Source organism: Pseudoxanthomonas sp. LjRoot204_2 (genome assembly GCF_056175765.1).
This window is the reverse complement of sequence record NZ_JBGFFG010000007.1, coordinates 1-22,464: the sequence shown is the minus strand read 5'-3', so window position 1 is coordinate 22,464 and position 22,464 is coordinate 1. Positions and strand designations below refer to the sequence as shown.

The 22,464-nt window shown below is 67.5% G+C and carries 22 protein-coding genes and 1 riboswitch; of the genes, 13 read left to right on the top strand and 9 right to left on the bottom strand.

Going from position 1 to position 22,464, the window contains the following annotated elements:
- Nucleotides 1-1,197: FAD-binding oxidoreductase (locus tag AC04L7_RS00835; RefSeq protein ID WP_475512379.1), on the top strand; the 1,197-nt coding region annotated here is incomplete at its 5' end.
- 7 nt (nt 1,198-1,204) lie between these two features.
- Here AC04L7_RS00835 and AC04L7_RS00830 read toward each other — a convergent pair.
- The 5 genes from AC04L7_RS00830 to AC04L7_RS00810 form a co-directional block, all read right to left on the bottom strand.
- Nucleotides 1,205-1,879, bottom strand: coding sequence for a DNA-3-methyladenine glycosylase family protein (locus AC04L7_RS00830; RefSeq protein ID WP_435997591.1), 675 nt, complete (start codon nt 1,877-1,879; stop codon nt 1,205-1,207).
- A gap of 4 nt (nt 1,880-1,883) precedes the next feature.
- Complete coding sequence (locus AC04L7_RS00825; RefSeq protein ID WP_296280902.1) at nt 1,884-2,252, bottom strand: DUF423 domain-containing protein; 369 nt, start codon at nt 2,250-2,252, stop codon at nt 1,884-1,886.
- Between the two features lie 144 nt (nt 2,253-2,396).
- The gene (locus tag AC04L7_RS00820) at nt 2,397-3,560 is read right to left on the bottom strand and encodes a polyketide cyclase (RefSeq protein WP_299341468.1); all 1,164 of its coding nucleotides are present in this window, start codon (nt 3,558-3,560) and stop codon (nt 2,397-2,399) included.
- Nucleotides 3,561-3,827: 267 nt separating this feature from the next.
- Nucleotides 3,828-4,469 carry a response regulator gene (locus tag AC04L7_RS00815; protein ID WP_296280898.1) on the bottom strand — a complete coding sequence of 214 codons (642 nt, stop codon included), beginning with the start codon at nt 4,467-4,469 and terminating at the stop codon, nt 3,828-3,830.
- Nucleotides 4,466-5,707: a sensor histidine kinase gene (locus AC04L7_RS00810; RefSeq protein ID WP_435997587.1), complete on the bottom strand. Its 1,242-nt coding sequence runs from the start codon at nt 5,705-5,707 to the stop codon at nt 4,466-4,468. Before AC04L7_RS00810 ends, AC04L7_RS00815 begins: the two co-directional genes overlap by 4 nt.
- A gap of 179 nt (nt 5,708-5,886) precedes the next feature.
- Here AC04L7_RS00810 and AC04L7_RS00805 point away from each other — a divergent pair, with 179 nt between their 5' ends.
- From AC04L7_RS00805 to AC04L7_RS00770, 8 genes are all read left to right on the top strand, one after another.
- Entirely contained in the window at nt 5,887-6,483 is a 597-nt protein-coding gene (locus AC04L7_RS00805) for a GNAT family N-acetyltransferase (protein WP_296280894.1), read from the top strand.
- Nucleotides 6,480-7,253, top strand: coding sequence for a septum site-determining protein MinC (gene minC, locus AC04L7_RS00800; protein ID WP_296280893.1), 774 nt, complete (start codon nt 6,480-6,482; stop codon nt 7,251-7,253). The genes AC04L7_RS00805 and minC overlap by 4 nt, the downstream gene beginning before the upstream one ends.
- A 43-nt stretch (nt 7,254-7,296) precedes the next feature.
- Nucleotides 7,297-8,106: a septum site-determining protein MinD gene (gene minD, locus AC04L7_RS00795; protein WP_296280891.1), complete on the top strand. Its 810-nt coding sequence runs from the start codon at nt 7,297-7,299 to the stop codon at nt 8,104-8,106.
- Between the two features lie 2 nt (nt 8,107-8,108).
- Nucleotides 8,109-8,363: a cell division topological specificity factor MinE gene (gene minE, locus AC04L7_RS00790; RefSeq protein WP_475512378.1), complete on the top strand. Its 255-nt coding sequence runs from the start codon at nt 8,109-8,111 to the stop codon at nt 8,361-8,363.
- 132 nt (nt 8,364-8,495) lie between these two features.
- A complete protein-coding gene (locus tag AC04L7_RS00785; protein ID WP_436000980.1) occupies nt 8,496-8,945 on the top strand; it encodes a hypothetical protein in 450 nt (149 codons plus the stop codon).
- 198 nt (nt 8,946-9,143) lie between these two features.
- Nucleotides 9,144-11,129 carry a M2 family metallopeptidase gene (locus AC04L7_RS00780; RefSeq protein ID WP_475512377.1) on the top strand — a complete coding sequence of 662 codons (1,986 nt, stop codon included), beginning with the start codon at nt 9,144-9,146 and terminating at the stop codon, nt 11,127-11,129.
- 72 nt (nt 11,130-11,201) lie between these two features.
- On the top strand, nt 11,202-12,752 hold the full coding sequence (locus AC04L7_RS00775) for a trypsin-like serine peptidase (protein WP_435997582.1): 1,551 nt from the start codon (nt 11,202-11,204) through the stop codon (nt 12,750-12,752).
- A gap of 123 nt (nt 12,753-12,875) precedes the next feature.
- Nucleotides 12,876-13,415, top strand: coding sequence for a metal-dependent hydrolase (locus AC04L7_RS00770; protein ID WP_435997580.1), 540 nt, complete (start codon nt 12,876-12,878; stop codon nt 13,413-13,415).
- A gap of 85 nt (nt 13,416-13,500) precedes the next feature.
- Here AC04L7_RS00770 and AC04L7_RS00765 read toward each other — a convergent pair whose 3' ends face one another.
- Both AC04L7_RS00765 and AC04L7_RS00760 read right to left on the bottom strand, forming a co-directional pair.
- Nucleotides 13,501-13,911 carry a hypothetical protein gene (locus AC04L7_RS00765; RefSeq protein ID WP_435997578.1) on the bottom strand — a complete coding sequence of 137 codons (411 nt, stop codon included), beginning with the start codon at nt 13,909-13,911 and terminating at the stop codon, nt 13,501-13,503.
- A gap of 18 nt (nt 13,912-13,929) precedes the next feature.
- On the bottom strand, nt 13,930-15,183 hold the full coding sequence (locus tag AC04L7_RS00760) for a multidrug effflux MFS transporter (protein ID WP_475512376.1): 1,254 nt from the start codon (nt 15,181-15,183) through the stop codon (nt 13,930-13,932).
- 200 nt (nt 15,184-15,383) lie between these two features.
- Nucleotides 15,384-15,505: riboswitch (glycine riboswitch) on the top strand.
- Nucleotides 15,506-15,546: 41 nt separating this feature from the next.
- On the opposite strand from AC04L7_RS00760, the gene gcvP reads away from it, so the two are divergent.
- Entirely contained in the window at nt 15,547-18,450 is a 2,904-nt protein-coding gene (gcvP, locus tag AC04L7_RS00755) for an aminomethyl-transferring glycine dehydrogenase (RefSeq protein ID WP_475512375.1), read from the top strand.
- Nucleotides 18,451-18,694: 244 nt separating this feature from the next.
- Here gcvP and AC04L7_RS00750 read toward each other — a convergent pair whose 3' ends face one another.
- Entirely contained in the window at nt 18,695-19,477 is a 783-nt protein-coding gene (locus AC04L7_RS00750) for an autotransporter outer membrane beta-barrel domain-containing protein (protein WP_475512374.1), read from the bottom strand.
- A gap of 229 nt (nt 19,478-19,706) precedes the next feature.
- Between AC04L7_RS00750 and AC04L7_RS00745 the strand changes: the two genes are divergently transcribed.
- Nucleotides 19,707-20,099, top strand: a complete 393-nt coding sequence (locus AC04L7_RS00745) for an NAD-binding protein (protein ID WP_435997570.1) — start codon at nt 19,707-19,709, stop codon at nt 20,097-20,099.
- A 9-nt stretch (nt 20,100-20,108) separates the two neighbouring features.
- Here AC04L7_RS00745 and AC04L7_RS00740 read toward each other — a convergent pair whose 3' ends face one another.
- Nucleotides 20,109-20,852 (bottom strand): SDR family oxidoreductase, encoded by a 744-nt coding sequence (locus AC04L7_RS00740; protein ID WP_475512373.1) that lies wholly within the window; start codon nt 20,850-20,852, stop codon nt 20,109-20,111.
- A 97-nt stretch (nt 20,853-20,949) separates the two neighbouring features.
- On the opposite strand from AC04L7_RS00740, the gene AC04L7_RS00735 reads away from it, so the two are divergent.
- Both AC04L7_RS00735 and AC04L7_RS00730 read left to right on the top strand, forming a co-directional pair.
- The gene (locus AC04L7_RS00735; protein ID WP_435997566.1) at nt 20,950-21,873 is read left to right on the top strand and encodes an AraC family transcriptional regulator; all 924 of its coding nucleotides are present in this window, start codon (nt 20,950-20,952) and stop codon (nt 21,871-21,873) included.
- Nucleotides 21,874-21,883: 10 nt separating this feature from the next.
- Nucleotides 21,884-22,464: cation:proton antiporter domain-containing protein (locus AC04L7_RS00730; protein WP_475512372.1), on the top strand; the 581-nt coding region annotated here is incomplete at its 3' end.

Here is a 22,464-nt window from a genome sequence, read left to right as displayed (position 1 = left end):
CGCTTCAGCATGGGCGGCCAGACACGCGAGCCCGATGCGCTGCAGGTCGATCTGGCCGGCATGGATCGCCTGCTGGCGCTGGACCCGGAAGCGCGCGTCGCGCGCGTGCAGGCCGGCATGCGCTGGCGTCGCCTGCAGGCGCTGCTCGACCCGCACGACCTGTCCGTGAAAGTCATGCAGAGCTACAGCAATTTCAGCGTGGGCGGCTCGGTCTCGGTGAACTGCCATGGGCGCTACATCGGCGAAAGCGCCATCGCCACCACGGTGCGTGCGCTGCAACTCGTCACCGCGGAGGGACGCACGCGCGAACTGTCCCGCGAACGCGAGCCCGACCTGTTCTCCGCCGTGCTGGGAGGCTACGGCGGCCTCGGCGTGATCACCGAAGTGGAGTTGGACCTGGCGCGCAACACCCGCATCGCGCGCAGCGTCGCGGCAGTGTCGCTGGACGACTATCCGGACTGGTTCCGGGCGAACGTGCTGGGCCAGGACGATGTCGTCATGCACAACGCCGATCTGGTGCCTCCCGGCTTCGACGCACCGTTGGCCATCACCTGGTCGCGCAGCGATCTGCCATTGACCGACACGCGCCGCCTGGTGCCCGAGGGGCTGGATTACAGCCGCGAGCAGAACCTGATCTGGTCGGCCACCGAACTGCCCGGCGGGGACGCGCTGCGCGAACGCTTCATGACGCGCCGCCTGCAGAGCGAACCTCGGGTGATCATGCGCAACTGCGAGGCCAGCCTGGATGTCGCCTCGATCGAACCGCGCACGCGTCGCGTCTCCACCTACTTGCTGCAGGAGTATTTCGTCCCTGTGCGGGCATTCCACGCGTTCGTTGCGCGCATGCGCGCCATCCTCGGTGGCGCGGACGCGGTCCTCAACATCTCGATCCGCCACGCGACGACGGATGCCACCTCGCTGATGCGCTGGGCGGACCGCGACATGTTCTGTTTCGTGCTGTACCACAAGCAGCGCTCGTGGCAGGACGCGCGCGCCATCGGCTGGACGCGGGCGCTGATCGACGCCGCGCTGGACCATGGCGGCCGCTATTACCTGCCCTACCGCCTGCACGCCACCCGCCGTCAGTTCGCGCGGGCGTATCCGCAGGCGGGCCGCTTCGCCGCGATCAAGCACCAGGTCGATCCGGGCAACCGGTTCCGCAATCTGCTCTGGGACCGCTATCTGCCCGGGCCGTGAGGCGGCATCAGTCCTGCGAACGTTTCGTCGGCACCTTGCTGTCGCTACCGAAATCCGCGATGCGCCACAGGTACTGCGCGGCGTAGGTCCGGTAGGGCCCCCACTTCTCGCCCCGCGCCGACAGTTCCTTGGGCGTCGGCATGGCATCCAGCCTGTCGACGAACTGCGCGCCCTTGCGCACGCCCAGGTCGTCGATCGGCAATACATCGGGGCGACCCAGGCGGAACATCAGCATCATCTCCACGGTCCAGCGCCCGATGCCGCGCACGGGCACCAATGCCGCGACGATCTCGTCCTCGTGCATCGTCGACATCTGCCGCAACGTGGGGATCTCGCCCCGCTGTTCGCGCAAGGCCAGGTCGCGCAGCGCCAGCGTCTTGTTGCCGGACACGCCGCAGGCGCGCAGCGCGGCGTCGTCGATGCTGCCCAAGGTGTCGTGGTGCAGGCGTGTGCTGCCGATGGCCGCCTCGACCCGACCCACGATCGTGGCGGCGGCCTTGCCGCTGAGCTGCTGGTACAGGATGGCGCGCGCGAGCGCATCCACCGGATCGAACGACGTCTTCCACGTCGGCTGCGGCGCGATGTACCCGATGCGCTTCATCCAGGTGCCCAGCCGCCGGTCGCGCCGGGCCAGATGGTCCCAGGCCTGTTCCGTATCGAAGCCGCGGGCGTGCCGGGGCATGGCGTCAGCGACGGACGGCGTCGACTGCCCAGATCACCCAGCCGAGCATCAGGGCAATGCCCCCCGCCGGCGCCAGACGCGTGGATACGCCACCGAGTGCGCCTGCGGCCAAGCTGCCCGCGAACAGCAGTGTGCCCAGCAACAGCAGGCAGAGCGCCGCCTTGCCCATGCGCCGTGTCGTGCTGGGGCCCAGCGCCGCAAGGGCAAGGCCGTGGCCGAACGCGAACAGTGCGGCGGTCTGCGCGTGGGACTGCGCCTGCGCAGCGGCCATCCCGTGCGACGCATAGGCCGACAAGCCCACGGCCATCGCCGCGAGCAGCCCTCCGCACAGGGCCAGGAACGAAGGTTTGCGTTGGCGGCGATCGTAGTTCATCGGCTCACGGGTCCCGGAGTCGGATGGGCATCCTGCCAGCGGAGGACGGCCAGTCGCGGAACGCCGGCCCCACAAACGCAACGCGCCGCATGAAGCGGCGCGTTGGCCTGGAACCGATCATCCGGGACGGTCGTCCGGGAAGATTTACTGCTTGACGGCCCAGTAGATATCGAACTTGCCGGTGGCCTCGAACGAGCCGTCGACACCCGACTTCCATGCCTCGTACGGACGGTCGACGACTTCGTGACCCGAGGTGACCGCCCAGGCACGCAGTGCGTTGCGCTGGTTGTCCAGCTCCGCCATGTAACCGGTGTAGCTGGCGAAGGCCGACTTGCGGGCTTCGGTGCGGACGTATTCGACCGGGGCACCGGACGGAATGGTGACCTTCAGCTCACCCGTCGAAGCGACCGGCGCGGCGGACACCGGCGGCGCAATCGGGCCGGCGTTCTCGGCGGCATCCGGCTTCGGCGCGGCGCTGCCCTTGCGGACCGGCTGCGCGATGTCGAAGGCGTACTTCTCGGTGCCGAAATCGGTGGTGATGATGCGCAGCGGACCGGCGGCGACCAGGCCGTTGGCGTCCATCACGCGCTTGATCCACTCCTGGTTCTGCTTGATCGAGGCCTTGATGGCGTCGTTGGTGCGGTCGATGTTGCCGGCGTTGACGACCAGCAGGTCCTCGGCGGGCACGTCGACGATCTTCAGGTCGGTCAGCGGGCTGCCTTCGGTGCGGTAGTCGAAGTTCGGCACGGTGGCCAGCATGTTGGTCAGCTTGCCCAGGCCGGCCTTGACGGCGTCGCCGACGTGGCGGCTGACGTACATGCCCGCATAGCGGCCGAGCAGGTTGAAGCCGTAGGTGACCTCATAGCTCTGGGTGACCTTCACGTTGCGGTTGTTCTTGCCGCTCGGCGTCAGCGTGAAGACGCTGCGCTTGTCGTCGCCCATGCGCTTGTCGACGATCGAATACGCGATCTTGCCGGGACCACCGGTCGGCGCCGGACGCTCGCTCTCGACAATTTCCCAGCTGCCCTGGCCCCAGGCGGCATCGGCGGAGTTGAATTCCACCTTGGCGCCCACGCCCGTGTTGTTATCGCCGCCGGAGTAGCTCAGTTCGTTGGCCGCGCTCGGGATCAGCGGGTTCCAGTCCTTCAGTCGGCGCACGTTGTTCAGCGTGTCGAACACGATGGTCATGCGACGGTTGGTCTCGACGCTTTCCTCAAGCTGGCGCTTGGAAGGCAGGATCAGGCCGATCACCAGAAACAGCGCCAGAACCAGCGCCAACGCAATCACGAACTCGATCAAACGGGTCATTCAGGAGTCTCCGGGGGCCGGTGCCTCGGCCGTGAAAAAAATGCACCGCGCATCCTAGCAGGGTTGCAGGGCTTCGCGCAGCCCATCTGACACCGGTTGGCCGCCCCGTTCCGGGCACGTACGCGGGCGCATGTCGTCCCCTCACGCGAAGCGCTGTTGCGCTGCAGCGACGGGCGTTCCGGCCGTTCAATCGTTGGCAGGACCGGTCGGCCGGACCCTTCATCTTCCCGCGGAGCCGACGGGATGTCCGCAGGGCCCGGCCGGGGCTCAGACGAGCTGCAGTTCGAAGGCCTTCAGCACGGCCCGCGTCCGGTCGCGTACGCCCAGTTTGGACAGGATGTTGGACACGTGGTTCTTGATGGTGCCCTCGGCCACGCCCAGCGAGTTGGCTATTTCCTTGTTGGAGAAGCCGCTGGCCATCAGCCGCAGGATCTCGGTCTCGCGATCCGTCAGCGGATCGGGCCGATCCAGGCTGACGAACTCGTTGCGCATGTGTTCCAGCCCCGACAGCAGGCGCTGGGTGACCGCCGGTTGCACCAGCGAGCCGCCATCGGCCACGGTGCGGATGGCGCCGACCAGTTGCTCGAGCGAGACATCCTTCAGCAGGTATCCCTTGGCGCCTGCCTTCAGCCCGGCGAGGACCAGTTGGTCGTCGTCGAACGTGGTCAGGATGATGGTGGGCGGCAGCTGGCCCGTGCGTGCCAGCGCCTGCAGGGCTTCCAGGCCCGACATCACCGGCATGCGCATGTCCATCAGCACCACGTCGGGCTTGGCCTGCGGAACGACCTCGATGGCCTGCTTGCCATCCGCCGCCTCGGCCACGACCTCGATGCCGTCGTCCAGCGCCAGCAGGGAGCGGATGCCCTGGCGCACCAGGGTTTGATCGTCGACCAGACAGACACGGATCACGGGGTTCCTCCGGAGCTGAGCTCGGGTATGGGTTCGGGTGGGGAAGCGGAAGGGGCGTCGAGCGCCGGGGCCGCCTCGCTGGCGGGCAAGGCGATGTGCAGGCAGAAACCCCTGCCCGGCTGGGTTTCGATGCGCAACATGCCGCCGTACTGGGCCAGGCGCTCGCGCATGCCGGTCAGGCCATTGCCCGCCACCACCCGGGGACTGCCCGCACCGTCGTCGCGGGCATCGATCAGGATGTTGGCACCCTCGCGCCGGCAGTGCAGCCACAGGTGCTGGGCGCCGGCGTGGCGGACGGCGTTGGTGATGATTTCCTGGGTACACCGCAGCAGCACGTGGGCGCGGTGCGGATCCTCCAGGGTCAGCGGTTCTTCGATATCCATGCGGATGTCGAGGGAGGGCACCTTTTCGGCCAGCGGCACCAGCGCCGCCCCGAGGTCGATCGCCCCGCTGTCGCGCAGCTGGCTGACGGCTTCGCGGACGTCCGTCAGCAACAGCCGCGCCAGGGTATGCGCCTGCTTCACGTGCTCCTGCGCGCGCCCCTCGGTCATGTGGCCGGCGACTTCCAGGTTCAGGCTGAGCGCGGTCAGGTGATGGCCCAGCAGGTCGTGGAGTTCCCGGGAGATGCGGGTGCGTTCGTTGACGCGGGCACTCTCGGCGAGCAGCACGCGGGTGGCCCGCAGTTCGGCATTGAGCCGGCGCTGGTCCTCGCGTGCCTGCGCCTGCTGGCGCGCCACGTAGGTGGTGATCAGCACGAAGGCCGAAAACCCCACGTAGAACATGGACTGGAACAACGCCTCCCAGAAATTGAAGTCGTCGCGCGCCATGAACGACGGCACCAGCAGGACATGCGCAGCCAGCAGCCATGCGACCGCGAAACGCAGCTCCAGCAGCCAAGGCAGCACCCCCGCCATGATCAGCAGCAGCACCGCGCCCAAGCCGGTCTGGGTATAGAACCCCACGCCGATCGCGGTCGCCGTCAGCACCATCGCAAGCGGCACGTTCCAGGCGACCGGCACCGCGTCGCGCTGCCCATCCAGTGCACGGGTGGCCACCCAATAGATGGCGCCGAACGTGAAGTAGCACAGGGCGGTCAGCGGGAGGTTCACTCCCTGCCCGTCCGTGCCGCTGGACGGCGGCAACACCCACACATTCAGGATGATGGGAATCCCCACCAGGGCCCACGTGTAGAGCCCGGCGGCGCGCAGCAGGCGGGTATGGCTGAGTCTTCCCAACATCCGGGCATCTTAGGCGGAATCGTCCACGCCCATGTCCCAACTAAAGTCATGCCGACGTTGGAAGGAAGGTCGGCCGGGTTCATCCGCGGCTCACCCGCGCCTCGCCGGTCGCGGCGGCACCATGCGATAATCCGGCCTTGGCCTCGTGCCGCCCTGCAAGACCCGTTCGGAGTCAGGTAATGTCGATTGTCATCCGCGACGTGCGCGAGCACGAGCTGGATTCCGTCCTAGCCCTCAACAACAATGCCGGACTGGCGATCCTGCCGCTGGATGCGGCCAAGGTCCGCCGCTTCTACGAGACGGCCGAATACTTCCGCGTTGCCGAACGCGACGGCAACCTCGCCGGTTTCCTCGTCGGCTTCGGCTCCGCCGCCGACCACGACAGCAGCAACTTCGCCTGGTTCGGCGAGCGCTATCCCCGGTTCTTCTACATCGACCGCATCGTCGTGGCCAGCCGCCGTCGCGGCGGCGGCGTCGGACGCGCGTTCTATGCCGACGTTCAGAGTTTCGCGGAGCTGCGCTACCCGCAGCTGGCCTGCGAAGTCTTCCTCGACCATGGCGCGGACCCCGCCCTGCTCTTCCACGGCAGCTTCGGCTTCCGCGAAGTGGGCCAGAACGTCATGGCCGAAGCCGAGGTACGCGCGAGCATGCTGATGAAGGAACTCTGCAGCTACCCGTGGGTGCGCGAAACCTATGGCGACGCCCTGCCCGACGTGCCCTGGGCGCGGACCCGCCTGCTGGCCGACGCCAGCGCGCAGAGGCCGACGGGCACATGAGCGTGACGCGAGCTCCCATGGATTACGAACAGGCCGGCGAACTGAAGATCGGCCAGGTCGGCATCGCCAACCTCCGCATCCGCACCCTCGACGTCGACCAGTTGATCCGCGAGATGCGCGAACGCGTCGAACGCGCGCCCAAGCTGTTCGGGCGTGCGGCGGTGATCGTCGATTTCGGAGGCCTGACCCGGCTGCCGGACGTCGACACCGCGCGGGCCCTGATCGACGGCCTGCGCGGCGCCGGCGTGCTGCCGGTGGCGCTGGCCTACGGCACCCGCGAGACCGAGACGCTCGCCGAACACCTCGGCCTCCCCCTCCTCGCCAAGTTCCGCGCGCAGTACGAGCCCGTGGGAGGCACGCAGGCGCCGACGACGCCCGCGCGCCCTGCGCCCGAGCCCGTCCCGGAGAAGGCGCCCGCGCCCGCCAAGGCCGCGGAAAGCAAACCCGGCCTGGTGCAGAAGACGCCCGTGCGTTCGGGCCAGCAGCTGTATGCCGAGAACCGCGACCTGACCGTCCTCAGCACGGTGGGCGCCGGCGCGGAGGTCATTTCCGACGGTTCCATCCACATCTATGGCGCGTTGCGCGGCCGTGCGCTCGCCGGGGCGCGCGGCAATGCCGACGCCCGCATCTTCTGCCGTGAATTCCATGCCGAACTGGTCGCCGTCGCCGGCCACTACAAGGTGATGGAGGAAGTACCCAAGGAACTGCGCGGCAAGGCCGTGCAGATCTGGCTGGACCAGGACCAACTCAAGATCGCCGCGCAGGACTGAGCGCGGCGCCAACCGAACATAAGAACGACCAAGGAGAACACCGTTGGCTGAAATCATCGTAGTCACGTCCGGCAAGGGCGGCGTCGGCAAGACCACCACCAGCGCCAGCATCGCGTGCGGGCTCGCGCGCCGCGGCAAGAAGGTCGCGGTCATCGACTTCGACGTCGGCCTGCGCAACCTCGACCTCATCATGGGCTGCGAGCGCCGCGTGGTGTACGACTTCGTCAACGTCACACAGGGCGAGGCCACGCTGAAGCAGGCCCTCATCAAGGACAAGCGCTTCGAGACGCTGTACGTGCTGGCCGCCTCGCAGACGCGCGACAAGGATGCGCTGACCAAGGAAGGCGTGGAAAAGGTGCTGAAGGACCTGTCCGACGACGGCTTCGACTACGTCGTCTGCGACTCGCCCGCCGGCATCGAGAAGGGCGCATTCCTCGCCATGTATTTCGCCGACCAGGCCATCGTGGTCGTGAATCCGGAAGTGTCCTCGGTGCGCGACTCCGACCGCATCCTCGGCCTGCTGGACTCCAAGACCCGCCGCGCTGAAAACGGCGAGCCGCTGAAGGCCAACCTGCTGCTGACGCGCTACAACCCGGCGCGGGTGGAAGGCGGCGAGATGCTCAGCATCAAGGACGTGGAAGACGTGCTGGGCCTCAAGACCCTGGGCGTGATCCCCGAATCCGGCGACGTGCTCAACGCGTCCAACAAGGGCGAACCGGTCATCCTCGACTTGGAATCGCCGGCCGGCCAGGCCTATGACGACACCGTCGGCCGCCTGCTGGGCGAAGACCGCCCGATGCGTTTCATCACCCTGGAGAAGAAGGGTTTCTTCAGCAAGCTGTTCGGAGGTTGAGCATGGGCCTGTTCGATTTCCTCAAGGCGAAGAAGAACACCGCCGAGACCGCGAAGAACCGCCTGCAGATCATCATCGCGCAGGAACGCAATTCGCGCGGCGCTCCGGATTACCTGYCGCTGCTCCGCCGCGAACTGCTGGAAGTGATCAAGAAATACGTCAACGTCGACGTCGATGCGGTGAAGGTCGACCTGATCAAGGATGGCGACCACGATGTGCTGGATATCTCGGTCGCGTTGCCCGAAGGCAATACCTGACGAGACCGGCTTGGTCGGGTGGAGCCTGCTCCGCTCGCTATTGTCAGGTCCGGAACGAAAGGCAGCGGAGCAAGCTCCGCTCTACGCATGACGCCCGACGACACTGCTGCCATCGATGGGAACGCCGGTGTGATGCGGGTGCGCGAGCTGCCGCCCGGCGCTGCCGATGCGCTGCTTGCGTCCCATGGCCTGTCGCTCCATGTCGTCGACGATGGCGCACCGATCCCCGGCAGCTTCTGGGGCGAACCCGAGGCCGGCGTCATTGCCCACAACGTCTACGTGCGCGGCGATACGCCCGTGCACTCGATGCTGCACGAAGCCTGCCACCTGATCGTGCTGCCGGACGAGCGCCGCGCGCAGGTGCATACCGACGCCACCGATTCGGTGATCGAAGAGGACGCCACCTGCTGCCTGCAGATCATCCTGGCCGACGCGCTGCCCGGCGTGGGGCGCGCGCGCCTGATGGCCGACATGGATGCGTGGGGATACACCTACAGGCTGGGCTCGACACGGGCGTGGTTCGAGCAGGATGCGGATGACGCCCGCGCCTTCCTGAAACATCGCGGATTGCCCCACCTCTGAGCCCCCCCTCTGTTGGAGCGACGTCAGACCTTACGCCTTCCGGTCCCGGGGGACCCTATGCCTCCGCGGTTGGACGCCGACGCTACGCGCTCGCGACTGACGTCGCTCCTGCGGGGGAACAGACGCCGCACTTGCCGCCCTTCGCCCGTCTCACTACCCTTCGGGTTCCCGTGCCAGCCGAACCCCGAAGGACGCCCCGTGAAGCATCGCCACCTCCTGCTCGCCCTCGCCGTCGGCGTGAGCATCGCCACGCTCGCCGCCTGCAAGAAGGACGAGCCTGCCAGCGACAAGGCCGCCACACCCGCCGCGCCGAAGGGCGAGACCGCCGACCAGTTCATCGCGCGCGTCAACGACGAGTTCAAGAAGATGTATCCGGAGCTGACCGCCGCGCAGTGGCTGTCCAGCACCTACATCAACGATGACAGCCAGCTGCTGGCCGCGAAGGGCAACGAGCGCTACCTCACCCAGCTCAACAGCTGGATCGAGCAGGCGAAGAAGTTCGAAGGCCAGCAAATGTCGCCCGAGACGGCGCGCGCCATCCAGTTGCTCAAGCTGGCCACCGCGATGCCGGCACCCAAGGATCCAGCCAAGCYCGCCGAGCTGACCCAGATCGCCACGAAGATGGAAGGCACTTACGGCGCAGGCACCTACTGCACCGGCGAAGGCGATGCGAAGAAGTGTCGCCAGCTGGGCGAGCTGGAAGACGTATTGCGCAGCAGCCGCGACTACGACGAGCAACTGGACGCATGGCAGGGCTGGCACACCATCGCCCAGCCGATGCGCGGCGACTACACCCGCTTCGTCGAACTGGTGAACGAAGGTTCCAAGGAAATGGGCTTTGCCGACGCCGGCGAAATGTGGCGCAGCGGCTACGACATGACCCCGGCCGAAATCGCCGCCGAGACCGATCGCCTGTGGGGCCAGGTCAAGCCGCTGTACGAGCAGCTGCACTGCTATACCCGAACCAAGCTGCAGGCGACCTACGGCGTGGAGAAGGGCCAGGTCAACGGCCTGCTGCCGGCCCACCTGATGGGCAACATGTGGCAGCAGGACTGGGGCAACCTGTGGGACGTGCTGGAACCCTACAAGGGCGCCGGCAGCCTCGACATCACCGGCGCGCTGGAGAAGCAGTACCAGGCCGATTACCAGGCCGCCCTCGCGAAGGCGGGTCCGGGCCCCGGCACCGATGCGCTGTTCAAGGCCGAACGCGACGCGCAGCTGCAGGTCGCCAGGCAGATGACCGAGCGCGCGCAGGACTTCTACACCAGCCTCGGCATGCCGAAGCTGCCCGAGAGTTACTGGGCGAAGACGCAGTTCATCAAGCCGATGGACCGCGACGTGGTCTGCCACGCCAGCGCATGGGACATGAACATGGCCGGCGACGTGCGCACCAAGATGTGCATCAAGCCGAACGAGGAAGACTTCACCACCATCTACCACGAGCTCGGCCACGTGTACTACTACCTGGCCTACAACAAGCTGCCGCCGCTGTTCCAGACCGGCGCGCACGACGGCTTCCATGAAGCCATCGGCGACACGATGGTGCTGGCGATGACGCCGGACTACCTGAAGTCCATCGGCATGGTCGATGCGACCGCGCAGAGCAACGAAGCGCTGATCAACGCCCAGATGCGCATGGCGCTGGCCAAGGTGTCGTTCATGCCCTTTGGCCTGATGATCGACCGCTGGCGCTGGGGCGTATTCGACGGCAGCATCAAGCCGGCCGACTACAACAAGGCATGGTGGGAACTGAAGGCCAAGTACCAGGGCGTGGCGCCGGCCACCGCGCGCGGCGAGGACTTCTTCGATCCGGGCGCGAAGTACCACGTGCCGGGCAACACGCCCTACACGCGCTACTTCCTCTCGCACGTGCTGCAGTTCCAGTTCTACAAGGGCCTGTGCGACGCGGCCGGCTACAAGGGCCCGCTCTACAACTGCAGTTTCTACGGCAACAAGGCGGCGGGCCAGAAGTTCTGGGCGATGCTCGAAAAGGGCGCCAGCCAGCCGTGGCAAGGCACGCTGAAGGAACTGACCGGCACCGAAAAGATGGATGCGGGCGCGGTACTGGAATACTTCGCGCCGCTGCAGGAGTGGTTGAAGCAGCAGAACGAAGGCCAGACCTGTGGCTGGCAGACGCCGGCCACGGTCGCCGCACCGGCGCCCGCGGCACCGGCGAAATCGTAAGCTCGCCACCGGGACGGGCCGCACATGGCCCGTCCTTCTTTCCGGAAACGACATCGCAAGGATGACCGACGCATGAAATCCGCCCCGACGCTCGGCCTGCTGGCCGGCCTGTTGCTGGCCTCGCCCCTTACCGCCTTCGCAGGCATCGACCAGGTCGCCGGCGAAGCCAGCCGTACGCCGGTGCAGGCCACGCCGGTATGGAAGTGGGCGCAGTTCCCCGCCCGCAGTGCGACATCGCTGGACTACCGGGAAATGCGCCTTGAGCGCCTCGTCGAGCTGGAGCGCAAGAACGGCCGTGCGCAGGTGAAGGCCACGCAGATCGGCATCGGACGCCACCTGTCGACCGAGGGCATCGCGCGCACGACGCCCGCACTGCGCTGGATTCCCCTGAAGAATGGGGGTGCGGTCGCACGCCTGCAGGTCGCATCACCGGATGCGCTGGGTCTTCGCGTCGGCCTGCAGGTCGGCGGGCTGCATCCGCACGCCGAGCTGAGGTTCGCAGGCTCGGACGAGCCGGGACGCGTCATCGCCAAGGTCACCGCGGCCGAAGCGCAGTCGCTCGCGGATGGAAATGGCCTGTACTGGACGCCCGCCACCGATGGCCAGACGCAGATCATCGAGATCTACCGTCCCGCGCACGTCAAGGCGACGCAGGCCCGATTGCAGGCCCCGCAGGTCTCGCACCTGGTCACCAACAGTCGCAACGACTTCAAGATCATCGAGAAGGTGGGCGAATCGGGCACCTGCAACATCAACGCCGTCTGTCGCGTCGATCAGCTGGGTCCCGCGTACGTGCAGGCCAAGAACGCGGTGGCGCACATGGTGTTCGTCGAGGCCGGCAAGAGCTACATCTGTACCGGCACGCTGCTCAATGACACGACGGCGTCCACCCAGGTCCCCTATTTCTATTCGGCCGCGCACTGCATTTCAGACCAGACCGTCGCCAACACCTTGAACACGTACTGGGGTTACGAGAACACGGGCTGCACCACCGCCAATGGCGTCAAGCAGAATCCCCTGGCGGGCGGCGCGGACATGTTGTTCGTCGACAGCGCGAGCGACGCCCTGCTGCTTCGCCTCAAGAATGCGGCACCCGCAAGCGCGACATTCGCCGGCTGGGATGCCAGCCCGGTCGCGTTGAACGCGGACGTGGTCGCTATCCACCACCCCGCCGGCGATGCCAAGAAGGTCTCGCTCGGCAAGTCGATGACGGGCAGTCCCTATCCGGAACGGTTTGCCGCCGGCTGGCTGGAAGGCACGACGGAGGGCGGAAGCAGTGGCTCGGGCATCTTCACCCGCTACAGCGACAACTCGTATCGCCTCCGCGGTGGTCTGTACGGCGGCTGGGCGACGTGCGCGAACGCCGGCAACCTCAGCAACTCGCAGAACCGCGACTTCTATTCCCGCCTCGACTTGATCTTCCCGCAGATCAAGCAGTGGATCGCGGCCGATCCCGTGCGCGAGAACAGTTCGCAGCCGTTGGTGCGTTCGTCGACGGCCATCGCGCAGGGCCAGGGCGCCCGCGTCGCGCCCGTCACGCAGACGCCGCCGCCGCCGGCACCGACGACGCCCGCGCGCCAGCGACCCGCGCCCGCTTTCAGGCCGATCCGGCAGGAACGCTGACCCCGCCCGTGACATCAAGAAAAGGCCGGCCATAGCCGGCCTTTTCTTTTCGCACACCTGGACTTCATCACCGGCTCACCCTGCCGCACGAGGCTGCCGTCCATCGCTTCCACGTCGCGCGCCATGCCCACCATCTTCACCCACGCCCTGCTTCCGCTGGCCGCCGGCGCCGCCGTGGGCACCGCACGCCTCCCGCCCCGCCTGATCGCCGCCGGCATGCTGGCGGCCGTGCTGCCCGATGCCGACGTCGTCGCGTTCAAGCTCGGCATCGATTACGCGCACGCCCTCGGCCACCGCGGCGCCAGCCATTCCCTCATGTTCGCGTCGCTGTGCGGCATGATCGCTGCGTGCGGTGCGCGGTGGTTCGGGGCGCCTGCACGCACGACGTTCCTGTTCATCGCACTGTCTGCCGCCTCGCATCCGTTGCTGGACATGTTCACGGACGGCGGCCTCGGCGTAGCGCTGTTCTGGCCGTGGTCCGATGCGCGTCATTTCGCGCCGTGGCGGATGATCGACGTGTCGCCGTTTGCCAACCGGTTCTTCAGCGCACGCGGCATCGACGTCTTGCTGTCGGAACTGCGCTGGGTGTGGTTGCCGGCGCTGATCGTGGCAGGATGGCTGGCGTGGTTGCGTCGCCGGATGTCGTCTGTGGGAGCGACGTAAGTCGCGATCGCACGGTTCGGGCCATCGCGGACTTCGACGCCGGCCAGTCGCGACTCACGTCGCTCCTACAGGGGACACAGGCGACTCAATTCACGTCCGGCGCCGCGTCCGGCTTGCTGGCCTTCATCTGCTCGGCGAGCTGTGCTTCGAACTGCTCCAGCGTCAGCCCCTGCGCGGCCGCCTCGATCACAGCGGTGTCGCGCAGTTCGTCCGAGTAGACCAGCCGCACCGGCTGGCCCTGTGCCTCGTGCAGGGCGGCGGCCTGCTTGATCATCGCCAGTACTTCGGCCGCGCTGTCGGAACTGCCGGCGATGCGGCCGTCGAGCCCCAGCACCCATACGCCGGCCTGGCGCACCACGCCGGCCAGCAGCTCGCCCTCGGGATTGCGCAGTTCCGCATGCGGCTCGATGGCCGGTGCATTCGCGCGCGCCTGGTGGTGCGCCTTGGTCGCCTTGCGCTTCTTCGCCTCGCGGCGGGCCTTGGACTGGATGGACATGGAAGTTCTCGCAGGACGTCAGAGTTGATCGGTGGGTTCCAGCGCTGCCGCGTTGGGCGGGCAGGCCAGTCGGCGCCGGTGGGCATGGGCTTCCCACTRCCACATCAGCCAGCCCAGCAGCACGAAGCCAGCCATCCCGAGCGCCAGGTGCAGGCCATGATGGCTCAGCAGCGGTGACAGCACGCCGGCGATGACGGCATTGACGATCAGGTTGCTGAAGGCCTGCAGCGACGACGCCGCACCGCGCTGGCGCGGATACATGTCGAGGATGGCCAGCGTCAGGATCGGGAAGACCAGCGCCACGCCCAGCGCCGCCAGCATCATCGGCAGTACCGCCCACGGCACGCGGATGTCCGCGCCCGCCCAGGCGTTGTAGCCCACGTTCGCCACCATCGCCAGGGCCATGCAGGCATAGCCGATCTTCACCAGTCGCGTGCCTTCGATGCGCCCGGCGGCGCGACCCGACAGGAACGCACCCAGCACCATGCCGCCGATGGTAGGCAGGAACAGCCACGCGAACTGCTGTTCGTCCAGGTGCAGCAGGTCCATCACGAACGCAGGCGCCGAGGCGATGTACAGGAACAGCCCCCCGAAGCTCAGCGAACCCGCCGCGGCCAGCCGCAGGAAGCGCGGATTGCGCGCGATGCCCACGTAGTCGCGCAGCAGGATGCGCGGGGACACCTTGAGGCGGGCCTGCGGCGGATGCGTCTCCGGCAGCCACCCCACCACGGCCACGATCAGCAGCAGGGAGAAGCCGGCCAGAAACCAGAAGATCATCGGCCAGGCGCTCCAGCCGAGGATCCAGCCCCCCACGATCGGCGCGATCGCCGGTGCGATGCCGAAGATCATCGACACCTGGCTCATCAGGCGTTGCGCATCGTCGCCATCGCGCGCATCGCGGATGACCGCACGGCCGACGATGAAGCCGACGCCGGCCGACAGGCCCTGCACGGCCCGGAACAGCAGCAGCGTGCCCATGTCGGTGGCCAGCGCGCAGCCCACCGACGCCAGCAGGAACACGCACAGCCCGCCAAGGATGACGCGCCGGCGACCGAACGTGTCCGACAGCGGGCCGTGCACCAGGCTCATCAGCGCATAGGTCAGCAGGTAGACACTGATGGTCTGCTGCATCGCCACCTTGTCCGCGCCCAGGTGCGCGCCCATCGCCGGGAACGCGGGGAAGATGGTGTCGATGGAAAACGGGCCGAACATCGCCAGCCCGCCCAGCAGCAGGGCCAGACGGCGGTTGGAGATGGCGTGGGGGGCACTCATTGCGGGGGAACTCCGGACAGTCACRGCACGGCTGCATGAACAGGCCGCGCCGGGCTGCACATGGTAAGCCCAAACCGCCGGTGGCCCGCCCCGACGGGCTATAATCCGCCGGCAAGACCAGGTGGGAGAAGCCCGTCGCCCGCGACGTGCTGCCGAAGGCGCAAACGCCCGTAATCGCTCAGGCCCGATACCACCGCTGCTGCAAACACTCTGGAGAGACCGGTCGCCCTCGTGGCCGCACCGGCGCCGAAGGGGCACGAAGCACGCGACCTCCTCGTCGGCGCGCTTCCAAACTCTCAGGCAAAAGGACAGAGGGGCACCCCACGTGCGGCTTCCGCACGCTGGCCCTATTCGCCCTTCCGGATGCCTGCCATGTCGAACACCCCCTCCCTGCGCGAGCTGGAACACCACGGCGCGTTCCTCGAACGCCACATCGGCCCCAACGACGCCGAGATCGCGCACATGCTTCGCGTGGTCGGCCACGATTCGCTGGACGCAATGACCGACGCCATCGTGCCGGGCAGCATCAAATCGGCGCAGCCGCTGGCGCTGCCGGCGCCGATCAACGAGGAGGAAGCGCTGGCCAAGATCCGCGCCGTGGCCGACCGCAACCAGGTCTTCCGTAGCTTCATCGGCCAGGGCTACTACGGCACCCATACGCCGAAGGTCATCCTGCGCAACATCCTCGAGAACCCGGCCTGGTACACCGCCTACACGCCTTACCAGGCGGAGATCTCGCAGGGCCGCATGGAAGCGCTGATCAATTTCCAGACCATGGTCACCGACCTGACCGGCATGGAAATCGCCAGCGCCTCGCTGCTGGACGAGGCGACCGCCGCCGCCGAGGCGATGACACTGGCCAAGCGCTCGGCCAAGTCGAAGTCGAACACCTTCCTGGTCGCAGGCGACACCCATCCGCAGACGCTGGAAGTGCTGGCCACGCGCGCCGAACCACTGGGCATCACCGTCGACGTGGTGCGCTCCACCGACGCCTTCCACGAGAAGCTCGCCGCCGGCGACTACTTCGGCGTGCTCGCGCAGTACCCCGCCTCGAGCGGCTGGGTCGAGGAGTGGTCGAAGGACGCCGACGCCATCCATGCGCACAACGCGCTCTTCGTCGTCGCCACCGACCTGCTGGCATTGACCCTGCTCAAGCCGCCGGGCGAGATGGGCGCCGACATCGTCATCGGCAACTCGCAGCGCTTCGGCGTGCCGTTCGGCTTCGGTGGCCCGCACGCCGCGTTCATGGCCTGCCGCGACGCCTACAAGCGCAGCATGCCGGGCCGCCTGATCGGCGTGTCGGTCGATGCCGAAGGCAAGCCGGCTTATCGCCTCACCCTGCAGACGCGCGAGCAGCACATCCGCCGSGAGAAGGCSACKWSCAACATCTGCACCGCGCAGGTGCTGCYGGCCGTGRTGGCCAGCATGTACGCCGTCTACCATGGCCCGGAAGGCCTGGCGCGCATCGCCGGCCGCGTCGCCCGCCTCACCGCCATCCTCGCCGAGGGCCTGCGCACGCTGGGCTATCCCGCCGTGCATGCCAGCGCGTTCGACACGCTGTGCATCGAACCGGGCGATGCCCGCGACGCGATCCTGGCGCGTGCCAAGGCCGCCCGCCTGAATCTGCGCGTGCGCGGCAACGGTTCGCTGTGCATCTCGCTGGACGAAACCACCACCCGCGCCGACATCGACGCGCTGTGGGGCGTGTTCGCCGCTGAAGGCCCCACGCTGCCGTCGGTCGACGCGCTGGACGCCAGCGCCCCGTCGCTGATCCCGGCCGCCCTGCGCCGCACCAGCGCGTTCCTGACCCACCCGGTGTTCAACACGCACCACAGCGAACACGAACTGCTGCGCTACATGCGCGCGCTGTCCGACAAGGACCTGGCCCTGGACCGCACCATGATCCCGCTGGGCAGCTGCACCATGAAGCTCAACGCCACCGCCGAGATGATCCCGGTGACGTGGCCGGAGTTCGGCAATATCCATCCGCTGGCACCGGCCRAGCAGGCCGCGGGCTACACCCAGCTGATCGACGAGCTGGAAGCCATGCTGGTCGAATGCACGGGCTACGACGCCGTCAGCCTGCAGCCGAATTCCGGTGCGCAGGGCGAGTACGCCGGCCTGCTCGCCATCCGCGCCTACCACCGCGCGCGCGGCGAAGCGCATCGCGACATCTGCCTGATCCCCGAATCCGCGCACGGCACCAACCCGGCCAGCGCGCAGATGTGCGGCATGACCGTGGTGGTCACCAAGTGCGATGCCAACGGCAACGTCGACGTGGAGGACATCCGCCGCGCCGCCGAGAAGTACAGCGAGCGCCTGGCCGCGATCATGATCACCTACCCGTCCACGCACGGCGTGTTCGAGGAAGACGTGGTCGCCATCTGCGACATCGTCCACCAGCACGGCGGCCAGGTGTACACCGACGGCGCCAACATGAATGCCCTCGTCGGCGTGGCCAAGCCCGGCAAGTGGGGCTCGGACGTGTCGCACCTCAACCTCCACAAGACGTTCTGCATTCCGCACGGCGGCGGTGGCCCCGGCGTGGGCCCCTGCGCCGTGAAGGCGCACCTCGCCCCCTACCTGCCGAAAAAGCTGGGCGGCGAAGGCGACGTCGGCATGGTCAGCGCGGCCAGCTTCGGCAGCGCCAGCATCCTGCCGATCAGCTGGATGTACATCACGCTGATGGGCGCGGCCGGGCTGCGCAAAGCCACGCAGGTGGCGCTGCTCAACGCCAACTACGTCGCCAAGCGGCTCGAATCGCACTACGAGACGCTCTACACGGGCCGCAATGGCCTGGTCGCGCACGAGTGCATCCTCGACCTGCGCCCGCTCAAGGACGCCACCGGCATCAGCGCCGAGGACGTCGCCAAGCGCCTGATCGACTTCGGCTTCCACGCGCCCACGCTGAGCTTCCCGGTCGCCGGCACGCTGATGGTCGAGCCGACCGAAAGCGAGTCGCAGCACGAACTGGACCGCTTCATCGACGCGATGATCGAGATCCGCGAGGAGATCCGCGCGATCGAGGACGGCCGCCTGGACCGCGAGGACAACCCGCTCAAAAACGCGCCGCACACCGCCACGATGGTGATGGCCAGCGAATGGACCCACGCCTATCCGCGCGAACTGGCCGCGTTCCCGCTGGCCACGCTCAAGCAGCAGAAGTACTGGCCGCCGGTCGCGCGCGTGGACAACGTCTACGGCGACAAGAACGTCATGTGCGCCTGCATCCCGGTGGATGCGTACAAGGACGAAGTGGACGCCTGAGCGAGGCGCCTTGGATGACGAAGAAGCCCCGCTAAAGCGGGGCTTCTTCTTGCGACACTCGCTGGGTAGTCAAGGGCGAGCCGATGTCCGCGAAGCGGACATCGGTCTGGTTCAACGGAGGTGACCGCCTGTTGGAACTCCATTGCGTCACCCGTTGACGACGTTGGGCTTCGGCTCCTGGCATAGCCTTCCCTGGAAAGCGCACTAAACCCCATAGCCTGAGCCTAGCTGCTGACGTCGAGCGTCAGAAGTCCCACCGGCCAGTGATGGAAAGCGGCACCGAGACGCGGCTGCCGGTGTCGTTGATGGATGCCAGACCGAGTCCGGCGATCGCGGAATCGTCGTCGGAAAGATCGCCGATGTAGTTCACCCCTGCGGCGAGCGTCATGCTGAAGCGTTCGGTGAACGAGATCTGCGCACCGGCTTCGAGTCCGCCGCTCAGCACCCAGTCCTTCTCGTAGAACGGCGCGTTCGGAATCGTGATCGCAGCATCGGGAATCTCGAAGGTGGCCCGGATGTCGTCGGTTTCAGTCGCGCCGACTCGCGCCGCGATGAACGGCCTGACCCGGCGACCGTCGCCAAAGAAGTGCCGGTAGCCCACCTCCCACGTGTACGCGTCATAGCCCGAGAACCTGCCGAAGACGTCCAGCTCGGTATCGAGCGCCGGCACATAGGCGGCACCGACGCGCACGCGACCATCATCGGCGCTGGTCTCCCTGGCCTGGAGGAATACTTCGCTGCGGTCACTCAGTCCATAGCCCGCTTCCAGACCCCAGGAAGTGGCGTTGCCGTAGATCTGATCGTGGCTGCGGGAGCGGATGCGCAACTCCGCGCTGACGCCTGCCAGTGCGGGATTCAACGGGCCGAGATCCGGCACTGGCGCCACAGCGCCGGTGTGGACGTCGCCGCTGACCGGGATGTCGACGCCACCGAGCACCGACATCGAGAATTTTCCCTGCTCGGGACCCGTTGCGAACGCCGGCGCTGCCGCCATCAGCAAGGCAGCGCCAAGAAGTTTGATCTGCATGTCCCTCTCCCATCAGAGCAAATGACGCCTACCGACTGTAGGCACGTGCGTTACGCAAGAGTGGTCGAAGCGGATTCAACGACGCGCAGGACGTAAGCGTCCTTTCAGAGCTCCTCACGCCGTCTCCACGTTGCTGTATGTGCTTGTCGTTCGGTGGCGCCACCGCGACACCCTGCGGGCATGTCCGATACTGGTTGCGTGTGGATTCGACCTACGGGTAGACGTGTCGATGAAAGTCGTCATCAACGGAGCGGGTATCGGGGGCACCGCCCTCGCCTACTGGCTGCACAGGCTCGGCCATGATGTGACGCTGGTGGAGCGTGCGCCCCGGCTGCGCAGCGGCGGGTTCGTCATCAACCTCTGGGGCATCGGCTACGACGCGCTGGAAAAGATGGGTTTGCTGCCCGCACTGCTGGAGCAACAGCACGTTGCCGACGCGTTGCGCATGGTGGATGCCGCCGGGCGTACCCGTGGCGGGTATCCGTCCAGCGTGCTGAAGACGGCCCTGGGTGTGCGCCTTCGCGACTACGCGACGCTGCTGATGCGGCTGCCCGTCTTCCCCACGCTCCTGATGGGGCGCTACTTTCACGACGAAGCGACGTTGCCGGATTACGGAATCTGAGGCACACGCTCAGCGCGCGGCCGCCAGCGCCACGGCATCCGCGCCTGCGGGGAAGCGCAGGTGCCCGCTGGCGTCATGGACCGCGGCCCAGACCGCCTGCGCGACATCGGTTTCCAGGGTGAAGGCACTGGCATCGGTGAAGCCCGCGAATACGTCCTGCGCATAACGTCCATACGCTTCGGGCACCAACCCGCGCATGCGCTCCTCGCCGTTCGCCGCGAAGCGCGTAGTGGGTGCATAGCCGGGTTCTACCAGGCGCACCGCCACATCGAACGCGCCCAGCTCGTGCGCGAGCGATGCCGTGAATCCTTCGATCGCCGTCTTGCTTGCGGTGTAGGCGGCCACCAGCGGCATCGGCGCCAGGGTGGCGCTGGACGTGACGTTGACGATGGTGCCAGCGCGCCGCGCCCGGAACGCAGGAATCACCGCCTGCACCATCGCCATCGTGCCGAACGYGTTGGTCTCGAAGATCTCGCGCACGGTCGACATCGGCGTCGCCTCGAACGCGCCGAACAGTCCCAACCCCGCGTTGTTGACCAGCACGTCCAGCGGGCCTGCCGCCTCAAGGGCGATGGCGATGCTTTCGGGCTCAGTGACATCCAGCGCCAGCACGCGCACGCGCTCGTCGCTGGGCAGCAGTTCGGGGCGCGGCGTGCGCATGGTGGCGATCACGCGCCAGCCCTGGGCATGGAAGTGGCGGGCGGTCTGCAGGCCGTAGCCGGAGGAGCAGCCGGTGATGAGGATGGTCTTCATGGGTGACGTCCCGGGTGGTTGAACAGGCCGCCACGATAGGCGAGCATCCCCGGACGCTCCATTACATTCCGTCCACCATTCTTCTCGGATCGTCCGGATGTCCGACCCCCTCTCCGACATCGTCCGCCTGCTGCGGCCCCACGCGGCATTCTCCAAGGGCATCAGCGCCGCCGGCCGCTGGGCCGTGCGCTACGCCACCTTCGGCGAGCCCAGCTTCTGCATCGTCCAGCAGGGCCGGTGCGTGCTGGCGGTCGACGGCGAAGAGCCGATCACGCTGCAAGCCGGCGATTTCGTGCTACTGCCGGCCACACCGGGCTTCCTGCTCTCCGATGGCCAAACGCAGCTGCCCGCCCATATCGATCCCACCCGCGATCCACTGCCCGACCGCGACGTCCGCCATGGCCGCCAGGACGGTCCGCCGGATGTGCGATTGCTGGGCGGCTGGTTCTGCTTCGAATCGCATGAGCCTGCGCTGCTCGCCTCGCTGCTGCCCACCCTGGTGCACGTGCGCGGCGTACCGCGGCTGTCGAACGTCGTGACCCTGTTGAGCGATGAAGCGGACCACGACTGGCCGGGGCGCGCCGTGGTGCTGTCGCGACTGGTGGATCTGCTGCTGGTCGAATCCCTGCGCGCCACGCCGGGTGCGTCCGCTCCTCCGGGCCTCCTGCGTGGCCTGGCCGATGCGCGCCTGGCACCGTCGCTGCGCGAGCTGCACGCACGTCCGGCCCATGCGTGGACCGTCGAGCAGTTGGCACAGCGTGCCGCGTTGTCGCGATCTGCCTACTTCGAACGATTCAGCCGTGCGCTGGGCGTGGCACCGATGACTTACCTGCTCGCATGGCGGATGGCGCTGGCCCGCGCGTTGCTGCGTGAGGGCCACGCCAGCGTGGCCGAGGCGGCCGAACACGTGGGCTACCGCTCGGTGAGCACCTTCAGCATGGCGTTCCATCGCCACACCGGCCTGCCACCGCGTCGTTACGCCCGCCAGTACCCGGCGACAGCGCGCGCGGAGCGCGGCTAACATCGCCGCCATGGCCGACCTTACCGCTCTCGCCCTCGACGCCCTGATCTTCATCGGCCTGGCCTGGGCTACGTGGCGGCTGCTGGCGCGCTCGATCCCGATCGCCGTCATCCCTATCATCATCGGCCTGCTGCTGGCGGCCACCGGCGTGCTGCCCGCGGACTGGGGCGTGCCGTCGAAGCTCGGCGACCAGATCGGCTTCCTCGGCGTGCTGCTGCTCGCCTTCACCGCCGGCCTGGAAACCCGCGAATCCGCGCATCTTCCCAGCGCGCCCAATGCCGCGCCGCTGCCGCGTGCGCAGGCGCTGCGCTTCATCGCCAGCGCCGGCATGGCGCTGCTGCTGCCCTTCGTCGCCGGCACGCTGGCGGCGCATTACTACTTCACCGGCTTGCCGGGCTGGCAGGCATCGAAGGGGGGCGCATGGATGGGCTCGCTCGCGATCGGCCTGTGCATCGCGGTCAGCGCACTGCCCGTGCTGATCGGCATCATCCGCGAACTCGGCCCGCTGCACCGCCCGCTCACCCAGATCGCCCTGCGCATCGCCGTGATCGACGACGCCGTGCTGTGGACCGGACTAGCCCTGCTGTTGCT

What these genes read in the sequence shown, in the direction of transcription:
- AC04L7_RS00830 (WP_435997591.1), bottom strand. Translation starts at nt 1,879, where the DNA reads ATGCCCCGGCACGCCCGCGGCTTCGATACGGAACAGGCCTGGGACCAT.
- AC04L7_RS00825 (WP_296280902.1), bottom strand. Translation starts at nt 2,252, where the DNA reads ATGAACTACGATCGCCGCCAACGCAAACCTTCGTTCCTGGCCCTGTGC.
- AC04L7_RS00820 (WP_299341468.1), bottom strand. Translation starts at nt 3,560, where the DNA reads ATGACCCGTTTGATCGAGTTCGTGATTGCGTTGGCGCTGGTTCTGGCG.
- AC04L7_RS00810 (WP_435997587.1), bottom strand. Translation starts at nt 5,707, where the DNA reads ATGTTGGGAAGACTCAGCCATACCCGCCTGCTGCGCGCCGCCGGGCTC.
- AC04L7_RS00805 (WP_296280894.1), top strand. Translation starts at nt 5,887, where the DNA reads ATGTCGATTGTCATCCGCGACGTGCGCGAGCACGAGCTGGATTCCGTC.
- minC (WP_296280893.1), top strand. Translation starts at nt 6,480, where the DNA reads ATGAGCGTGACGCGAGCTCCCATGGATTACGAACAGGCCGGCGAACTG.
- AC04L7_RS00785 (WP_436000980.1), top strand. Translation starts at nt 8,496, where the DNA reads ATGCGGGTGCGCGAGCTGCCGCCCGGCGCTGCCGATGCGCTGCTTGCG.
- AC04L7_RS00775 (WP_435997582.1), top strand. Translation starts at nt 11,202, where the DNA reads ATGAAATCCGCCCCGACGCTCGGCCTGCTGGCCGGCCTGTTGCTGGCC.
- AC04L7_RS00770 (WP_435997580.1), top strand. Translation starts at nt 12,876, where the DNA reads ATGCCCACCATCTTCACCCACGCCCTGCTTCCGCTGGCCGCCGGCGCC.
- AC04L7_RS00765 (WP_435997578.1), bottom strand. Translation starts at nt 13,911, where the DNA reads ATGTCCATCCAGTCCAAGGCCCGCCGCGAGGCGAAGAAGCGCAAGGCG.
- AC04L7_RS00750 (WP_475512374.1), bottom strand. Translation starts at nt 19,477, where the DNA reads ATGCAGATCAAACTTCTTGGCGCTGCCTTGCTGATGGCGGCAGCGCCG.
- AC04L7_RS00745 (WP_435997570.1), top strand. Translation starts at nt 19,707, where the DNA reads ATGAAAGTCGTCATCAACGGAGCGGGTATCGGGGGCACCGCCCTCGCC.
- AC04L7_RS00735 (WP_435997566.1), top strand. Translation starts at nt 20,950, where the DNA reads ATGTCCGACCCCCTCTCCGACATCGTCCGCCTGCTGCGGCCCCACGCG.